The sequence below is a fragment of the Paractinoplanes brasiliensis genome (assembly GCF_004362215.1).
Classification (GTDB): Bacteria; Actinomycetota; Actinomycetes; order Mycobacteriales; family Micromonosporaceae; genus Actinoplanes; species Actinoplanes brasiliensis.
The window spans coordinates 1,990,792-2,007,248 of record NZ_SNWR01000002.1; the positions used below are offsets into that span (position 1 = coordinate 1,990,792).

Below are 16,457 nucleotides of genomic sequence, written 5' to 3' on the forward strand. Positions count from 1 at the left end.
TGTTACGGCATGAGCGATGTGGTGGTTGCCCTCGAGAAGGCCGGCCTCGAGGTGCGGTCCGACGCCGGCACGCGGGGCATGTACGCGTCCGACGCCTCGCTCTACCGGGTTCCGCCGCTGGCCGTGGTGCGTCCGCGGCACGTCGACGAGGTGGCGGCGGCCCTCGCGATCGCCCGGCAGACCGGCACGCCGTTCACGTCGCGTGGGGCGGGCACGTCGGTGGCGGGCAACGCGATCGGGCCGGGCATCGTGCTCGACTTCTCCCGCCACCTCAACCGGGTGCTCGAGCTCGACCCCATTGCCCGTACGGCGGTGGTCGAACCCGGCACGATCCACGCCACCCTGCAGAAGGCGGCCGCCCCGCACGGCGTTCGGTTCGGGCCCGACCCCTCGACGTGGCCGCGGTGCACGATCGGCGGCATGATCGGGAACAACGCCTGCGGGTCGCGCTCGCTGGCGTACGGGCGCACCTCCGACAACGTCGTGGGGCTGGAACTTCTCACGGCCGCCGGGGACAAGCTGGACACGACACGGCCCACGGGACAGGTCGTCGACGATGTCCGAGAGGTCATGGCACAGCATCTGGCCACCGCGCGCACCGAGTTCGACCGTTTCGGCCGGCAGGTCTCCGGTTACGCCGTTCAGCATCTGCTGCCCGAACGCTTCGACCTCACGCAGGCGTTCGTCGGGTCGGAGGGCACGCTCGGCGTCATCACCAGGGCGACCGTGCGCCTGGTCGTCGATTCCCCCGTACGGGTGGTGGTTGTCCTCGGCTTCCACGACATCGTCGCCGCCGGTGAGGCCGCCCCCGCCGTCGTCGCCCACGGCCCGACCTCGTGCGAAGGGCTCGATTCCCGGCTGCTCGACGTGCTGCGCGCCCGCCGCGGCCCCGATGCCGTCCCGCCGCTGCCCCGCGGTGGGGCCTGGCTCTTCGTGGAGCTGGCCGGTGACGAGCTCGGCGAGGTCGAGTCGCGCGCCCGCAAACTCGCCGCCGACGGCATCGCCGACGACGCGCTGGTGGTCACCGACCCGGCCGTCCAGGCCCGCCTGTGGCGCATCCGCGAGGACGGCGCGGGTTTGGCCGGCCGCTCCCCCGCCGACCGTCCCGCGTGGCCCGGCTGGGAGGACGCGGCTGTCCCGCCCGAGCGGCTCGGCGCCTACCTGGCCCGCTTCGACGAGCTCGTGGCCGCGTACGGGATGAGCTCGGCCCCGTTCGGCCACTTCGGCGACGGCTGCATGCACGTCCGGCTCGACTTCCCGCTCGACCGCCCCGACGGCGTCAAGGTCATGCGCGAGTTCCTGATCGACGCGGCCAGGCTGGTCGGCGAGTTCGGCGGTTCGCTCTCCGGTGAGCACGGCGACGGCCGGGCCCGTTCCGAGCTGCTGCCGCACATGTACTCGGCCGACGCGATCGCGTTGTTCGCCGGCATCAAGCACGCGTTCGACCCCGGCAACCTGCTCAACCCCGGCGTGCTGGTCGACCCCGACCCGGTCGACGCTTCCGTGCGGCCCGCCTTCTACGACGTCAAGCCGCTGGCCATGGCGTACCCGCACGACAGCGGCAACCTGGCGCAGGCCGTGCACCGCTGCACCGGCGTCGGCAAGTGCCGCGCCGACAACTCCGCCGCCGGCGGCGTGATGTGCCCGTCCTACCTGGCCACCCGCGAGGAGAAGGACTCCACCCGTGGCCGCGCCCGCGTCCTGCAGGAGGTCGTGCGCGGCGAGCTCTCGTGGTCGCACCCGTCGGTGCACGACTCGCTCGACCTGTGCCTGTCCTGCAAGGGCTGCGCGTCCGACTGCCCCACCGGCATCGACATGGCCACGTACAAGTCCGAGGCCCTGCACCAGAAATACCACGGCCGCCTCCGCCCCCGCTCGCACTACACGCTGGGCCGCCTGCCGTTCTGGTCCCGCCTGGCCGGTTGGACACCGCGCCTGGCCAACCTCGGCACCCGCCTGCCCGGCGTCCGGCGGCTGGCCCTGTGGCTCGCCGGCGTCGACAAGCGCCGTTCGGTTCCCGCGTTCGCCCGCAAACCGTTCCGCCGCACCTTCACGCCCACGACCGGCGGCACCCCCGTCGTTTTGTTCGCCGACTCGTTCTCCGACGCCTTCTCGCCCGAGGTGGCCGAATCCACCGTACGGGTCCTGCGCGCCGCCGGTTACGAGCCGCGCCTCCCGTCCGGCCGGGTCTGCTGCGGCCTGACCTGGATCACCACCGGTCAGCTGGATTCCGCCAAACAGATCCTTTCCCGTACGGTCTCCGCCCTCGCCCCCGACGCCCGAGCCGGCATCCCGATCGTCGGCATCGAGCCCTCGTGCACCGCGGTGCTCCGCTCCGACATCCACGAGCTGCTCCCCGGCAACCCCGACGCCGCCGCCGTGGCCAGTTCCGTCCGTACGCTGGCCGAGTTGCTCGCCGAAACCCCCGGCTGGACGCCCCCCGACTTGTCGGACGTCTCCCTGATCGCGCAGCCGCACTGCCACCACCACGCCGTGCTGGGCTGGAAAGCCGACGCCGACCTGCTGGCCGCCACGGGCGCCCGGATCAAGCGCCTCTCCGGCTGCTGCGGCCTGGCCGGCAACTTCGGCGTCGAGATCGGTCACTACGAGGTCTCGGTGGCCGTCGCCGAACAGCAACTGCTCCCGGCCCTGGACGCGGCCCCGGACGCCTTGGTCCTGGCCGACGGGTTCTCCTGCCGCACCCAGGTCGCCGACTTGCGCGACCGCCCCGCCGTCCATCTGGCCCAGCTGCTGGACCGCTGATCGGCCGGAACGCTCCTGTTGTTGACAAAGTCATCCGAGATGGTTGACGGTGTCATCTCAGCCGCTTACGCTCGTTGTGTTGACGCCGTCATCTCAAAGGCCGGGGCCGCCCGTCCCGTGCCACCGGCGTCACGTCAATCAACGAGGAGCATCGATGAGAATCTTTCTCACAGGTGGATCGGGCTTTGCCGGGGGCGCGATCCTGCGGCGGCTGGTCGGCGACGGCCACACGGTGCACGCGCTCGCGCGGTCCGCGACGGCCGCCGACGCCATCACGTCGGCCGGCGGGCTCCCGGTCAGCGGTGACCTGTCGGACCTGGTCGAGCCCGGCGGCCGCCCGGCCTGGCAACAGATCCTCGGCGAGGTCGACGCCGTGGTGCACTCGGCGGCCTTCATGGCCTTCTGGGGATCCGACCAGGTTTTCGTCGACCGCAACCTGCTGCCGGCCCGCGCCCTTTACCAAGCCGCCGTCGACGCGCGGGTCAAGCGGTTCGTCCTGGTGTCCGCGGCCAGTGTCTCCACCGGCGCCAATCACGACCCCACCGTCGACGAGGACTCCGGCACAGGCAAGGCCAACATCGCCTACAGCCGCGTGAAGCTCCGCACCGAGCAGGAGCTGCTTGCCCTCCCGCACGGCAACACGTCCCTGGTCGTCATCCGGCCGCCGTTCCTGTGGGGTCAGGGCATGACCCACACCTTGCAGGGGTTCATCGACTCCGTCGAGGCCGGCCGGTTCTCCTGGATCGACGGCGGCCGGCACATGGTCGACTTCTGCCACGTCGACAACCTCGCCCACAGCATCACGCTGGCACTCGACCATGGGGATCACGGCCTGGTCTGCTACGTCACCGACGGCAGCCCTCGCCCCGCCCGGGAATTCTTCACCCCGCTGCTGGCCACCCGCGGCGTCGACGTCAGCGCCGCCGGCAGCGTTCCCCGGGCGGTCGCCGCACCGCTGGCCACGCTCATGCAGGCCGCCGCGAAAGCCCGGCGCAGCGCCACCGCGCCACCGCTCACCCCGTGGATCATCTCGTTCATGGGCCGCGACCGCGTCTACGACATCACCCGCGCACGGGTTCGACTCGGCTACCGGCCGGTGATCACGGTGGAAGAAGGACTCCGGCAGATGGCGCAGTCCGCCCAGCGGAAGGAAGCGGCATGAAACAGTTCACCGTGGACGCGGTGACGTCGAACGTACGCCGGGTCACGTTCACCAGTCCGCCGTTCAACCTCATCGGCGCCGACACCCTGGCCGAACTGTCCGGCATCGTCGACCGTCTGAGCGGCGACGAGCAGGTCAGCGTCGTCATCTTCGACAGCGGGACGCCGGGATTCTTCCTCAACCACGTCGACAGCAACCAGATCCCGGCCATCGCGGACATGGCCGGCAACGGTTTCCTGCCCGGGTTCGTCGAAGTCGGCGTGCGCCTGGCCGCCGCACCGTTCGTCAGCATCGCGTCGATCCGGGGGCGCACCCGTGGCGGCGGCGCCGAGTACACCGCCGCTTTCGACCTGCGCTACGCCAGCCGGGAACGGGCGGTCCTCGGCCAGCCCGAGGTTGGCTTCGGCCTGGTCCCCGGCGCCGGCGGCACCGAACGGCTGGCGCACCTGCTCGGCCGCGACCGGGCCTTGGAGGTACTTCTGACCGGTCAGGACTACGACGCGGACCGGGCCGCAGAGTACGGCTGGGTCACCCGGGCGATCCCCGACGCCGAACTCGACGACTTCGTCAACGCCGTGGCCCGGCGCATCGCCGGCTTCGGCAAGCAGGCCGTCACGGCGATCAAGACGCAGGTGAACCGTTCCACCCTGCCGCCGGAGGAGGACCTGCTCGCGTCGTTCGCCGAGTCCGTCCGATCCACCACGGGACCCGATGTCGCGGCCCGCGGGCAGGCCCTCGGCGAACTGATCGCCCGGATCGGGATCGACGACCTCGAACGCAACCTGGGCCACCACCTCGGGGCGCCGGCGGAACAGCCGTAGCCCCGTTCTGACCCGGCCCTAGGATGAGCGGATGATCCGGGCTGAAACCGCTGCCGCGACACGCCAAGCCCTGCTCGAAGCGGCGGCCGAGCTGCTTGACCAAGGCGGCCTCGAAGCCGTGACCCTCCGCGCCGTCGGAGCGCGGGCGGGGGTCACCCGCGGAGCACCCTACCGGCACTTCCCGGACAAGGAACGCCTCATGATCGCGGTCGGCGCCCAGGCCTGGGACGAACTCGGACAACAAATCGGCGCCGTCCGCCGGGACCCCGGCCTGGCGCCGGCCGCGAAGCTCCAGGCCCTGCTCGCCGCCTTCATCAACGTGGCCCGCCGCCGGCCCCATCTCTACCGTCTGATGTTCAGCAGCCCGGCCGGCGACCCCACCGCGTTCGCCCGGGCCGCCCAGCCCACCCAGGACGAATCCCTGCAGATCGTGGCCGCCCTGACCGGCGAACAGGACGCCCGGCGGTACGCCGCCCTGCTCCTCGCCAGCGCCGACGGGATCGCCGGCATGGAACTCACCGGCCAGCTCGGCGGCGACAAGTGGCGCACCACCGCCGAGGAACTGATCGACACCCTCGTCACGATGGTCGCCGACCAAACCCGAGCCGGCCGCTGAAATTCGGCCACCTGCGAGCAGAGCCGTCGCGGCCGGTTCCTGATCCGACGCACATCACCGAACGGGTACGGGTCGGAACCGGGCCGAAGAAAGACTACGCCGACCACGGGACCGATCACTGTACGGGGACAGCACACCGGCCCGAGAACACCGCCCGTCAGGCGCGGACCGGGAGATCGGCCGGCGCGTCGAACAGTTCCGCCACCGCGCGTTCGGCGCTGGCACGTGCCCGCCGTCCCGTGGTGAGCAGGCCCAACCCCAGCACCGACAAGCCGCAGCCCACGATGATCCACCAGCCCGCATGGCCGGCCGTGGTGAAGGTTGAGCCCGATGCCACCGCCGCGCCGATCACGGCTACGCCGAGGGCCCCGCCGACCTGGCGGGACGTCGACGCGATGGCCGCCGCGACCCCGGCCTGCGAGCGCGGCATTCCCGAGACCGCCGTGTTCGTGATCGGGGCGTTGACCAGTCCGAACCCGATGCCGAAGAGCAGGTAGCACCCGATCAGCAGGGCGTCGGGGGTCGTTTCCGTCAAGCGGGTCAGCGGCAGCATCGCCACGGTCATCGCGGCGCCGGCCAGGATCAGGGAAAGCCGGGGGCCGCGGGAACCGACCAGGCGACCCGACAGCGGCGCGAACACGGCGGTCATCACGGCCATCGGCAGGGTGTAGAGGCCCGCGTGCAGGGCGGTCAGACCCCGTACGTCCTGCAGGTAAAGGGTGTTGAGGAACAGGAACCCGGCCAGCGCCCCGAACGCGGAGACGGCGATGAGTGTGGCCCCGCTGAACGGGACGCTGCGGAAGAAGCGCAGGTCGAGCAGGGGCTCGGTCCGCCGGGGCTCATACACGAGCAAACCGGCCAGCGCGGCCGCGCCCAGGACGAAGCATCCGATGATCTCGGCCGAGGCCCAGCCCGCGCCGGGGCCCTCGATGATCCCGTACGTGACCGAGGTGAGCAGGATCAGGACGAGCACCTGCCCGAGCGGGTCGATGCGGCGCGGCTTCGGGGCCCGCGACTCGGGGACGAACAGCGCGGTCAGCACGATCGCCGCGATGCCGACGGGGACGTTGAGCCAGAAGATCGACCGCCAGCCCAGCGACTCGACCAGCACACCACCGACCAGCGGGCCGAGCGCCATGCTCAACCCGACCACGCCACCCCAGACACCGATCGCGCGGGCCCGTTCCCGGGGTTGGGTGAACGTGTTCGTGATGATCGACATGGCGACCGGGTTGAGCATCGATCCGCCGACCGCCTGCACCATGCGGAAGGCGATCAGCCAGCCCAGGCTCGGGGCGACGCTGCACAGCAGGGAACCCAACGTGAACAGGGCGAGCCCGGTCTGGAAGGTGCGGCGGCGGCCCACCCGGTCGGCGGTGCTGCCGGACAGGATCAGCAGGCCGGCCAGCACGAGCGTGTAGGAGTCGATCACCCACTGCAGGCCGGAAACGGTCGTGTCGAGGTCGGCCCGCAGCGCCGGCAGCGCGATGTTCACAATCGTGTTGTCCAGGCCGACGATGAACAGGCTCAGGCAGCAGATGCCAAGCACCAGGGCGCGGCGGCGGGGGCTGAGGTCGGGCACTCTACGAGTTCTACCGCCCGAGCAGCGATTCCATGCCCGCGCGGGCGAGTACTTAAGGTCACAATATAACCGCTGGGGGCGCCTGTCTAGACTGCGGGCACTCATGAACATGCTCCCGTACGCCTCCGCGTGGCCGCCCGAGTGGACCGGGCGCCGCCGCTCCCGCCGCCTGCTGTTCGGCGTCTTCTATCTCGGCGCGCTCGCCGCCCTGTCCGCGACGGCGGCCGGGTGGCAGTTGCTCTACGACGACGCGGGGCAGGCCTTGTTCTTCGCCGGGCTCGCCGTGTTCCTCGGGCACCTGGCCGGGCTGTGCGTGTCCGCCTACCGCAGCGGGCAGCGCCGTGCCGACACAGCGGGCGTCCGGCGTACGGCCGCTGGCTTGATCTTCCCGTACGCGCCGGGAGCGACCTACCTGGTGACCGCGACGCTCGCCATGACCACGCTCGCCGCGGGCGGCTACGCGATCGTGGCCGGGTTGCGCGGTGACTGGCTCGTGGCCGGGCTGTTCGGCGTCGTCGCGCTCCCGCTGCTGGCGTACCTGGTCGTCGTCCTGCGGCTGGTGCCCGCCGAGCTGGTGATCGGCCCGGACGGGGTGCACCACCGGGGGCTGACGTTCACCCACTTCATTCCGTGGATCGCCCTGACCTCGGCCCGCCCGGCCTGGGACGGCGGCCCGGTGATCGCGGTGGGTTACGTCGGCTCCGCGGACACGCGTTCCCGCGACTACCTGGGACGCCCCATGTCGGCGCCGGAGATGGTCAACGGCCGTTGGCTGGCGGCGGACCCGGGGCTGGCGCTGACGGCGTTGCAGCACTACATCGCCCACCCGGAGCACCGCTGGGAGCTGACCACCGACGCGGCCCTCCCCCGCATCACGGCACGCTGACCGCAAGCCGATGTCCGTCGAGCGCGACACGGCGACGCCCGGACCGGTACGCCGCCGCGGCGGCAGCCATCGCCGGCCGGGGGCTGTTGAGGGCCGGTGGCCGACGATGGCGGGCAGCTTCCGGTGCAGCCGGCGACGACGGGTGGCGTCAGGCGGTGAAGGCCGTTCGCCCGCGGCGGGCCAGCACGAAGGCCACCGCCCCACCGATCAGCAACACGGCGCCCAGTCCACCGAGGACGGCCACGTTCGTGCCGGTCAGCGGCAGGTCACTCCCGCCGCCGCCCGTTCCGCCGGCGACGGGTGAGGTGGACGGGGTCGCCGCCGAGGCCGGGGCGTCCGTGGCGGTCGGCTCCTCCGCCGGGTCCGGATCAGGGGCGCCAGGCGTGACGGTCGGCGCCAGCGTCGTGGTCGGGGTCACCGCCGGGGTCGGGGTGGGTGCCGACCCGCCGGGGATGACGACCTTGCCCGAGCCGGAGTTCGTGCCGGTGTACGGCGTCTGCGGCGTCACCTTGGTCATCAGCGGCAGCCCCTTGAAGCCGCCCGTCATCTTGTCGCGCCCGAGCCACGCCGGGCCCTGCGCGTCGGCGTACTCCTTGGTGTACCAGGTGAAGGTGTACGAGTACGTGGCGCCGGGCTGCGCCATCGGGTGCACCCGGATCATCGAGACGCCGAGCTTGTACGAGCCGCCCGGCTCGATCTCGTTCGGCGGCTCGCAGACCGCCTCCTGCGGGCCGGACGGGATCTGGTCGTACGGGAGGCTCTCACCGTACTTGCAGGTGTGATAGCTCGAGGCGAACCAGAGGCCCTCGGTCTTGACATGGAGCACCACCCGCAGCGGCTTGTCGCTGTCGTTGCGCACCTCCATCGTCTCGTAGATCCACTTGTCCGGCACTCCCTGGAACAGTTGTGGCGCCGGCCCGGCGACCAGGACGGCGTTGGGGTCCGACGGCACGGCGGCGTGGGCTTGGGCGGGCGCCGGCACGAGCGTGGCGAGGACGGCGGCCGTCGAGGCCAGGCCGAGCAGACGGCGAACGGTTGTCACGGTGGGGTGAGCTCCTTCGAAGATCGAACAGGCGCCGGAGCCTATCGATATGCGAGGCTGCCTGCTGCCCCGCCGAACACACCGCCCGAGGCGGACTTTTCCGGCAGGGTTGTCACCGTAGTTACTCGTCGGTAGATTGCGGCGAGCCGACGAGCAAGAGGAGATGCGCGTGACGGTCGAGCCGCACCAGGCCACCCTCCAGCGGTCCGTCGACCTCTTCCGGGCCTTCCTGGTCGAGCAGACCGACCCCGACCGCTTCTACACCGCGCTCGCGGCCGACTCGGTCAGCCAGCTCAGCAAGTACGCGACGCTGCGCGATCAGCTCGTGCTCGACGTCGGCGGCGGCCCCGGTTACTTCGCCGACGCCTTCGGCAAGGCCGGCGCCCGTTACGTCCGCCTGGAGCCCGACGCGGGTGACCTGGCCTCCGGCGTCGCGGGTGAGGACACCGCGGTCGGGGCGCTGCGGGCCAGCGGCATGGAGCTGCCCATCCGTACGGGGTCGATCGATGTCTGTTATTCCTCGAACGTGCTCGAGCACGTGCCCGACCCGCCACGCATGCTCGACGAGATGGTCCGGGTGACCCGGCCGGGCGGGCTGGTCTACGCCTCGTTCACCCCATGGCTGTCACCGTGGGGCGGGCACGAGACGGCCCCGTGGCATTATCTCGGCGGGCATTACGCGGCCCGGCGGTACGAGCGCCGCAACGGCAAGCCGCCGAAGAACAAGTACCGTCACAGCCTGCACCCGTACTCGGTCGGCGCCGCCCTCAAGTGGGCCCGCACCACGCCGCACGCCACCCGGCTCGACGCCCTGGCCCGCTATCACCCCCGGTGGGCGCAGTGGATCGTCAAGGTGCCGGGAGCCCGCGAGGTCCTCTCGTGGAACCTCGCGCTGGTGATGCGCAAGAACTAACGCGCCACCACGGCCACCGGCGGCGTCGTCAGGTCGTTCACGCGTACCCGGAACTCGTAGCGATGCCCGGCGGTCAGCAGGACGGCCTCGTACGTGTTCCCGTCGACCGGATAGGGGTCGGCGCGCCACGGCTCGCCCGTGGTGGCGTCGCGCAGCTCGATGCGATAGAGCAGCTCCGTCCGGGTTTCCCGCCACGTCAGCCGAGCCGTGCCCGGTCCCGTCGCCGTCACGGCGAGCCCGGTCGGCAGGGCAGACCCCACCTTCACCCGTACGGGGCCGGACTGCGGCCCTGTCCCGCCCGGGTTGAACGCCGCCACCGTCATCTCGTACTCGTGCCCCTCGACCAGGTTCCGCAGGGTGGCCTCGTGGCCCTGCGCCCCGACCTCCTCGCGGGTGAACTCCCGCTCCCCCGCGGTCAGGTCGCGCCGGAAGATCCAGTGCCAGGTGGCGCCGGAGCGCCAGGTCAGCTCGACCGCCGTCCCGCGGGGTTCGGCGCGCAGCCGGGTGGGGGCGGCGCCGGGCGGCGCGAGCTGGGCCCGCACCCGTACGACCGGTGACCGTTCCCCCTCGCCGCCGTCGTTGACCGCCGCCACCACGAACTCGTACTCCCGCCCGTGTTCGAGGGGCCGCGACCGGAACTGGGTCGTCCGGGTGATGCCGGGTGTTCCCCAGTCCGCCGCGCCGGCCGTCGCGTCCCGCTGATAGACCTTGTACGCCAGCCCGGGTGCGACCGGCGGCCACGACAGCTGCACCGTCCCGTCCGGTCGCGGCTGCGCGCTGGGCGTGCCGGGCGCGGGCGGGGTGGCCACCACCACCGTGGCCCTGACCCCCTGCGAGTGCACGCTGTCCCCGCCGCCGCCCACGGCCACCACGGTGAACTCGTACTGGTGGCCGTGCCGCAGCGGGCCGACCGTCGCGCTCTGGCCGGGGTAGGCGCCGGCGCCCGTACGGCCGCGCTGCCCCGCGGTCAGGTCGCGGTAATAGATCTTGAAGAGCTGGACGAACGGCACCTCGGCCCAGTGCAGCGTCACCTTGCCGGCGCTGTCCGGCTCGGCCCGAACGGTGCTCGGCGGCGGGGGCGGCGGCACGGTGGCGGTCATGGCGGCGACGGGTGACATCGCGCCCTCGCCACGTTTGTCGACAGCGGTCACCCCGAACTCGTACCGGTGGCCGTTGGTGAGGAACTCGAACCGGCCGGGGGCGTCGCCCGGCAGCCGGACGAAGTGGGTCTGCCCGGCCGTCACGTCGCGCCTATACACCCGGTAGCTCAGGTCGCCGTCGACGTCCCAGCTCACCCGGGCCGTGCCCGAGCCGTCCGGCGTCGCGTTCACCCCGGCCGGGGCCGCGGGCAGGCGCCGGGCCTGGCGGAGCGGCCATTGCACCTCGAAGAACCGGGGACGGTAGATGGACGCGTCGGCGTAGGCGACCGCCTCGTCGAGGTCGTTGACGTTGTACGACACCAGCAGCGTGCCCGGCCGGGCCGGCTCGAGGTGCAGGTCGGCGTCGTAGACGATGTGCCCGGCGTCGGTCTCGGGGGCGCGGAACAGATAGTGCGGTCCCTCGAACGGCCCGGCCGGGGTGGTTGCCGTGTACGCCACGAAGTCGGCGCTGAACATCAGGTTGTTCTCGTGGGTCACCAGCACGTACCGGTCGCCCACCTTGCGAACGCCGTAGCTGGTGCCGACGCCGCTGAGCAGCCGGGCCGACTCGTCCACCCGGGGTGACCAGGCCTGCCCGGTCCAGAACTCCCACGGCTGCCCGAGGTCGGCGCCGCGCACCCGGGCCACGTGCGCGAACTTCATCGTCCCGGCCGCCTCGCTGCCGTAGACGTAGGTGTGGCCGCCGTCGGTCATCACCTCGGAGCCCCACGACACCTTGTCGCCCAGCGGCAGCGGGCGCAGCCGGCCGGCCGCCATCGTGGGCAGCGTGAGGGTGGCCAGCTCGGTGGCCGCGAGGGTGTGGTCGAGCGGGCCGGGCCCGGTGCGGCGGATCCGGTTGGTCAGCACCTGCACCTGGTCGCCGAGCACCGAGGCGTCGCCGATCCAGTGGAACTCGCCGTTGTCGCCGGTGGAGAGCAGCGACGCCGGGCGGGCCGGGCTGCCGCCGGTGACGGTGCGCAGCTGGTCGCCGTCCTGCACGATCGCCGAGTTGTGGATGAGCGAGGCCGAGCGCGGGCGGTCGCCGCCGGGGCCGGGCCGGCCGAGGAACGTGTCCGAGAACAGCCACAGCCGGCGGCCGTCGGGCAGCGGCACCGAGGCCGTACGGTCGGCGCCGAGCCAGTCGCCGGAGGTGTCGCCGTACCGCTGGAACATCGCGGTGAGCTCACGGGCGGACATGCCGGCGGGCTCCGCCACCCGGGCTCGCGGGCCGGCTCCCGCCGCCACCGTCAGCAGCGCCACGACCGCCCAGGCAGCAAGCAGCCACCGCATTCCGAACCGCACCAGGGACCCCCGTCCGCCCGATCACTCGATCGACAGCGTTGCATGTTCCGGTCGCGGGCCGGTAACGGAGGCGCGCAGCCGGAGTCCGACCAGGACGGACGTGATCGCCAGGGCGGCCACCGCGGTGCCGAGCGCCCCGTACGCGATACCGGGCAGGGTGTGCGGCAGCACCAGCCAGGCGGCGAGGGCGAACCCGGAGGCGCACACCCACAGGGGCGCCGCGGGCCAGCGGGCGCCCGCCGCGACCTGCGCGTTGATCAGGACGAAGAGCACGCCGTAGACGGCCCCGGTGGCGGCGAAGATCGGGGCCCAGCGGCCCAGCGAGGTGTAGCCGGGGCCGCCGGCCAGCCGGAACGCGAGCCCGCCGGCCACCGCCGCGCCCGACACCAGCAGCACCCCGCAGGCGGCGACCAGCGCCAGCGCGACCCGCAAGGTGCGGCGGTCGGCCTGGGCCAGCCGGGGCAGGGCCATGATCGTCACGACCTGCGGGGCCCAGAGCGCACCCTTGGTCAGGACGGTCCCGACCGCGTACGCCCCGGAGGCGTCGAACGGCAGGAACCGGCGGGCCAGGATCAGGTCGGCGTACGAGACGACCAGCATGCCCAGCGTGGCGCCGCCCGCCGTCAGCACCGCCCGCGCGGCCAGCGGCTGCCCCCCGGCGACCACACCGGGACGGCGGGCCAGCAGGTGCAGCACCGGGAGCACGAGCACGGCGGTGGCCGCGCCCAGCAACAGCGCCGTGGTCAGCCCCAGCCCGGCGGCCAGTCCGATCATCACGCCGCCGTACCGGCCGCCGGCCAGCGCCGACAGGCCGATGGCGAGCGGGACGAACCGCTGGTCGCCCTGCATCTCGCCGAGCCAGCGCCCGGCCGCGACCACACCGACGGTCGAGATGCCGGCCAGCACGGTGGCCAGGGCGGGCAGGCGCAGCACGACCACGGCGATCGGCAGGGCCACGGCCAGCGCGCCCGCGATCACCAGCACGGTCAGCAGCGCCGAACGGGCCACCGAGGACGGGCCGTGCCGGGCCCGGTGCACGGCCACCGCGATCTGCAGGCCGGTTCCGGCCACCCCGGCGATCGCGGTGATGGCCAGGATGGTGGCCAGCGCGCTGAGGTCGGCGGCGCTCAGCCGGCGGGCCCCGATCAGCGGCACCACGTAGCCCAGCAGGTTGGTCAGCACCCCGGCCGCGGTCACCGCGAGCCCGGCCACCCCGATCCCGGTACTTGCTTTGGTCATCTCTCGGTCCCGCCCGTTTGTCGCATACAGTGTCGGCCGTGCGCCGAGTCCAGCGCTGGGCGTTGCCCGCGACCGCCGTCCTGGTGACCGCGGTCGTGCTGGCCCCGCTGGCCGCGCCAGGCTACGCGCTCTCGTACGACATGATGTTCGTGCCACGGCAGCCGCTGCGCGCCGACCTCGTCCTGCCGAACGCCACCCTGCCCCGGGCGGTGCCGCAGGACCTGCTGGTCTCGCTCGCCTCGGCGCTCGCCCCCGGCTGGCTGGTGCAGCGGGTCGCCCTCGTCGCGATCGTGCTGCTGGCGGCGGTGGGCGCGGGGCGTCTGGTGCCGGCCGAGCGGCTCGGTCCCCGGCTGGTCGCCGCGGTCGCGTACGCGTGGACACCCTTCCTGGCCGAGCGTCTGCTGCTGGGGCAGTGGGGGCTGCTGCTCGCGTACGGGAGCCTGCCCTGGATCGTGGCGGCGTGCCTGCGCGACCGTGGCTCGACGTGGCGGCTGCTCGCCGCGTGCGCCCCGGCCGCGGTGACGCCGACCGGGGGCCTGATCGCCTTCGCCACCGTGCTCGTGCTGGCGCCGCGCCGCTCGTGGCTGCCCGCCCTGCTCAACCTGCCGTGGCTGCTCGCGACCGTGCTGAGCAGCGCGGACGGGCGCAGCGACCCGGCCGGGGTGGCCGCCTTCGCCGCGCGCGGCGCCGACTGGACAGGGCCGATCGGCGCGCTGCTCGGCACCGGCGGCATCTGGAACGCGCAGACCACCCTGCCCAGCCGCTCGTCGCCGCTCGCCCCGCTGGGCACGCTGCTGCTGCTCGCACTGGCGGTGACGGGCTGGCGGCTGCTGCGCGACCGGCTGCCGGACGGCGCGGCGGTCCGCCTGCTGGTGCTGGCCGGGGGCGGGTTCCTGCTGGCTGCGCTGGCCGTGCTGCCCGGGGGCCGGGCGCTGCTCGAGTGGGCGGTGACCTCGGTGCCTGGGGCCGGGGTGCTGCGCGACGGGCAGAAGTTCCTGATCCCGTACGCCCTGGTGTTGTGCCTCTGCGCGGCTCTGGGCGCCGAGCGGATCGGGCGGCGCGAGGTGCTGGCCGGAGCTTTGGTGCTGCCGCTGGTGGTGATGCCCGACCTCGCGTACGGGGGTGCCGGCCGGCTTCGCCCGGTGAGCTACCCGGCCGATTTCGCCGTCGTGAAGCGCCTGGTCGAGCAGTCGCCGGGCGAGGTGGTGTCGCTGCCGTTCGCGGGCTACCACACCTACCCCTGGAACCGTTCCCGAACTGTGATCGACCCGCTCCCCCGATACCTGGACGCCGAAGTGGTGCGCGACGACCGCCTGCTGGTCGGCGACCGGGCGATCGCCGGGGAGAGCCGGCGCGCCGACGAGGTCCGCCAGGCCCTGGAGCTGGGGAAACCACTTGCCGCGCTCGGGATGCGCTGGGTCGTCGTGCAGCGGGTCGCCGGTGAGGCCCCGGTCCCGCCCGCCGCGCTGGCGGGACTGAGAATGGTGCACGCGGGAACCGACCTCCGGTTGTACGAGAACGGGTCTTCGCAAAGAAGTTACTAGGTGGTAACGTCCCGCGCACATCGCAAGCCCGTCGATGTCGCTGCTCAGAAGGAGTCCCCACATGCGTAAGGCCCTTCCTCTGGTCCTGGCCGGGGTGATCGCCCTGGCCCTCGGCGCCATCGGGTCGGTGGCGCTGGCCTCGACCCTGACCGGCTCGGCGTCGGAGGCGGCCAAGACCGTCGACGACACCCAGGTCGTTCCCGGGGTCTACGGCACCAGGTAGGTCCGGTCCACCTCGGCCGGCGCCGGGACGCGAGCGGCCCCCTCGATCAGGGCCGCGAACCGCTCGCCCGCCGCCGGCCAGGTGAACCGTGCCGCGTGCGCCCGCGCCGCGGCGCCCATCGCGAGCCGGAGGGTGTCATCGGTCAGCAGCAGGCGCACCTTCTCGGTGTAGTCGGCGGAATCGTTCGCCAGCAGGCCGGTCCGGCCGTCGACCAGGGACTCCTCGACTCCCCCGGCGCCCCGGAAGGCCACGTTCGGCGTGCCCACCGCGGCCGCCTCGACGATGGTCAGGCCCCAGCCCTCCTTGAGCGACGGGGTCAGCGCCACCCAGGCCTCGCTGAGCAGCTCACGCTTCTCGGGCTCGTCGACGAACCCGGCGAACCGCACCCGATCGGCCACACCGAGCCCGGCCGCGTAGTCCTTGAGCGCCGGCTCCCACCAGCCCTGCCCCGCCACCACCAGGCTGATCCCGGGCAGCTCGTCGGCGAGCGCGGCCACGGCGTCGATCGCCACCTCGACCTGCTTGTGCGGGACGAGCCGACCCAGTACCACGAGCGACGGATGCGCCGTACGCGCGACCGGGGCCGTGACCGTCATGTCCGGAGTGCCATTGTGGATGATCGTCACCCGTTCCGGGCCGACCCCGAGCACGGCCAGCTCGTCGCGGGTCGCGGCCGACACCGTCACGTAGCGGCACCTGCGGTACACCCGGGGCGCCAGCCACGACTCGATCCACCAGCCGAACCTGGCCAGCCGCGGGGTGAGGACCACCGGCCACTGCTCGCGGTGCACGTGGTGCACGAGCGCGATGACCGGGCAGCGCGCCCAGAGCGGGGCCAGGAACGGCAGGCCGTTGCCGACGTCGACGATCACGTCCGGCCGGCCGTGGCGGCGGCTGAGCGGGCCCAGGCCGGCGAATCCCAGCAGGTAGAGCAGGGCCGCCCGCAGGTAGAGCGTGTGCCGGCCGCCGCGGCGCAGGACGCGCACCCCGCCGGCCGTGAGCTCCTCGGAAGCGCCGTACGGGTGCTTCGCGCAGAGCAGCGTCGCCCGATGACCGCGCCGGACGAGCTCACCCGCGATGCGCTCGACGTACACCTCGGAACCGCCCCCCTGGGGGTTCCTGGTGTCGCGCCAGTTGAGGAACAGCACGTGCCGTTTCCTCGTGACAAAAGTGTCCACAATCACCCCTACTCGCGAGTAGCATTCGCGGTCGGGTCACGATATGG

Annotated in this window: 12 protein-coding genes and 1 pseudogene; 8 read left to right on the top strand and 5 right to left on the bottom strand. The window is 72.8% G+C overall.

Annotated elements, in window-relative coordinates; all coding sequences use genetic code 11:
• The first annotated feature begins 9 nt into the window (after positions 1–9).
• From C8E87_RS40995 to C8E87_RS41010, 4 genes are all read left to right on the top strand, one after another.
• Positions 10–2,763: an FAD-binding and (Fe-S)-binding domain-containing protein gene (locus C8E87_RS40995; protein WP_133878722.1), complete on the top strand. Its 2,754-nt coding sequence runs from the start codon at positions 10–12 to the stop codon at positions 2,761–2,763.
• 154 nt (positions 2,764–2,917) lie between these two features.
• Positions 2,918–3,925: an NAD-dependent epimerase/dehydratase family protein gene (locus C8E87_RS41000; protein ID WP_133878723.1), complete on the top strand. Its 1,008-nt coding sequence runs from the start codon at positions 2,918–2,920 to the stop codon at positions 3,923–3,925.
• Positions 3,922–4,746, top strand: coding sequence for an enoyl-CoA hydratase/isomerase family protein (locus C8E87_RS41005; protein ID WP_133878724.1), 825 nt, complete (start codon positions 3,922–3,924; stop codon positions 4,744–4,746). Before C8E87_RS41000 ends, C8E87_RS41005 begins: the two co-directional genes overlap by 4 nt.
• Before the next feature lie 31 nt (positions 4,747–4,777).
• Positions 4,778–5,362: a TetR/AcrR family transcriptional regulator gene (locus C8E87_RS41010; RefSeq protein ID WP_133878725.1), complete on the top strand. Its 585-nt coding sequence runs from the start codon at positions 4,778–4,780 to the stop codon at positions 5,360–5,362.
• A gap of 157 nt (positions 5,363–5,519) precedes the next feature.
• On the opposite strand, the gene C8E87_RS41015 is transcribed toward C8E87_RS41010, so the two are convergent.
• Entirely contained in the window at positions 5,520–6,944 is a 1,425-nt protein-coding gene (locus C8E87_RS41015) for an MFS transporter (RefSeq protein WP_133878726.1), read from the bottom strand.
• A 103-nt stretch (positions 6,945–7,047) separates the two neighbouring features.
• Between C8E87_RS41015 and C8E87_RS41020 the strand changes: the two genes are divergently transcribed.
• Positions 7,048–7,830: a hypothetical protein gene (locus C8E87_RS41020; protein WP_133878727.1), complete on the top strand. Its 783-nt coding sequence runs from the start codon at positions 7,048–7,050 to the stop codon at positions 7,828–7,830.
• A gap of 148 nt (positions 7,831–7,978) precedes the next feature.
• Here C8E87_RS41020 and C8E87_RS44110 read toward each other — a convergent pair whose 3' ends face one another.
• A complete protein-coding gene (locus tag C8E87_RS44110; RefSeq protein ID WP_166661449.1) occupies positions 7,979–8,872 on the bottom strand; it encodes a hypothetical protein in 894 nt (297 codons plus the stop codon).
• Positions 8,873–9,041: 169 nt separating this feature from the next.
• Between C8E87_RS44110 and C8E87_RS41025 the strand changes: the two genes are divergently transcribed.
• Entirely contained in the window at positions 9,042–9,785 is a 744-nt protein-coding gene (locus C8E87_RS41025; protein ID WP_239080570.1) for a class I SAM-dependent methyltransferase, read from the top strand.
• Here C8E87_RS41025 and C8E87_RS41030 read toward each other — a convergent pair.
• Complete coding sequence (locus C8E87_RS41030) at positions 9,782–12,226, bottom strand: DUF5005 domain-containing protein (protein WP_133878729.1); 2,445 nt, start codon at positions 12,224–12,226, stop codon at positions 9,782–9,784. The genes C8E87_RS41025 and C8E87_RS41030 overlap by 4 nt on opposite strands.
• A 21-nt stretch (positions 12,227–12,247) precedes the next feature.
• On the bottom strand, positions 12,248–13,465 hold the full coding sequence (locus C8E87_RS41035; protein ID WP_203720891.1) for a polysaccharide biosynthesis protein: 1,218 nt from the start codon (positions 13,463–13,465) through the stop codon (positions 12,248–12,250).
• A 29-nt stretch (positions 13,466–13,494) separates the two neighbouring features.
• Between C8E87_RS41035 and C8E87_RS41040 the strand changes: the two are divergent.
• Both C8E87_RS41040 and C8E87_RS44115 read left to right on the top strand, forming a co-directional pair.
• Positions 13,495–14,991: pseudogene (locus tag C8E87_RS41040) on the top strand (MmpA family trehalose lipid delivery protein); the annotation flags it as partial.
• A gap of 79 nt (positions 14,992–15,070) precedes the next feature.
• Positions 15,071–15,232: a hypothetical protein gene (locus C8E87_RS44115; protein WP_166661450.1), complete on the top strand. Its 162-nt coding sequence runs from the start codon at positions 15,071–15,073 to the stop codon at positions 15,230–15,232.
• Here the strand turns inward: C8E87_RS44115 and C8E87_RS41045 are convergent.
• Positions 15,217–16,410, bottom strand: a complete 1,194-nt coding sequence (locus C8E87_RS41045) for a glycosyltransferase family 4 protein (protein WP_239080568.1) — start codon at positions 16,408–16,410, stop codon at positions 15,217–15,219. The two genes, C8E87_RS44115 and C8E87_RS41045, sit on opposite strands and share 16 nt — an antisense overlap.
• Between the last annotated feature and the right edge of the window lie 47 nt (positions 16,411–16,457).

Coding starts and splice junctions, on each gene's coding strand:
- C8E87_RS40995 (WP_133878722.1), top strand. CDS start 10: ATGAGCGATGTGGTGGTTGCCCTCGAGAAGGCCGGCCTCGAGGTGCGG.
- C8E87_RS41000 (WP_133878723.1), top strand. CDS start 2,918: ATGAGAATCTTTCTCACAGGTGGATCGGGCTTTGCCGGGGGCGCGATC.
- C8E87_RS41005 (WP_133878724.1), top strand. CDS start 3,922: ATGAAACAGTTCACCGTGGACGCGGTGACGTCGAACGTACGCCGGGTC.
- C8E87_RS41010 (WP_133878725.1), top strand. CDS start 4,778: ATGATCCGGGCTGAAACCGCTGCCGCGACACGCCAAGCCCTGCTCGAA.
- C8E87_RS41020 (WP_133878727.1), top strand. CDS start 7,048: ATGAACATGCTCCCGTACGCCTCCGCGTGGCCGCCCGAGTGGACCGGG.
- C8E87_RS41035 (WP_203720891.1), bottom strand. CDS start 13,465: ATGACCAAAGCAAGTACCGGGATCGGGGTGGCCGGGCTCGCGGTGACC.
- C8E87_RS44115 (WP_166661450.1), top strand. CDS start 15,071: ATGCGTAAGGCCCTTCCTCTGGTCCTGGCCGGGGTGATCGCCCTGGCC.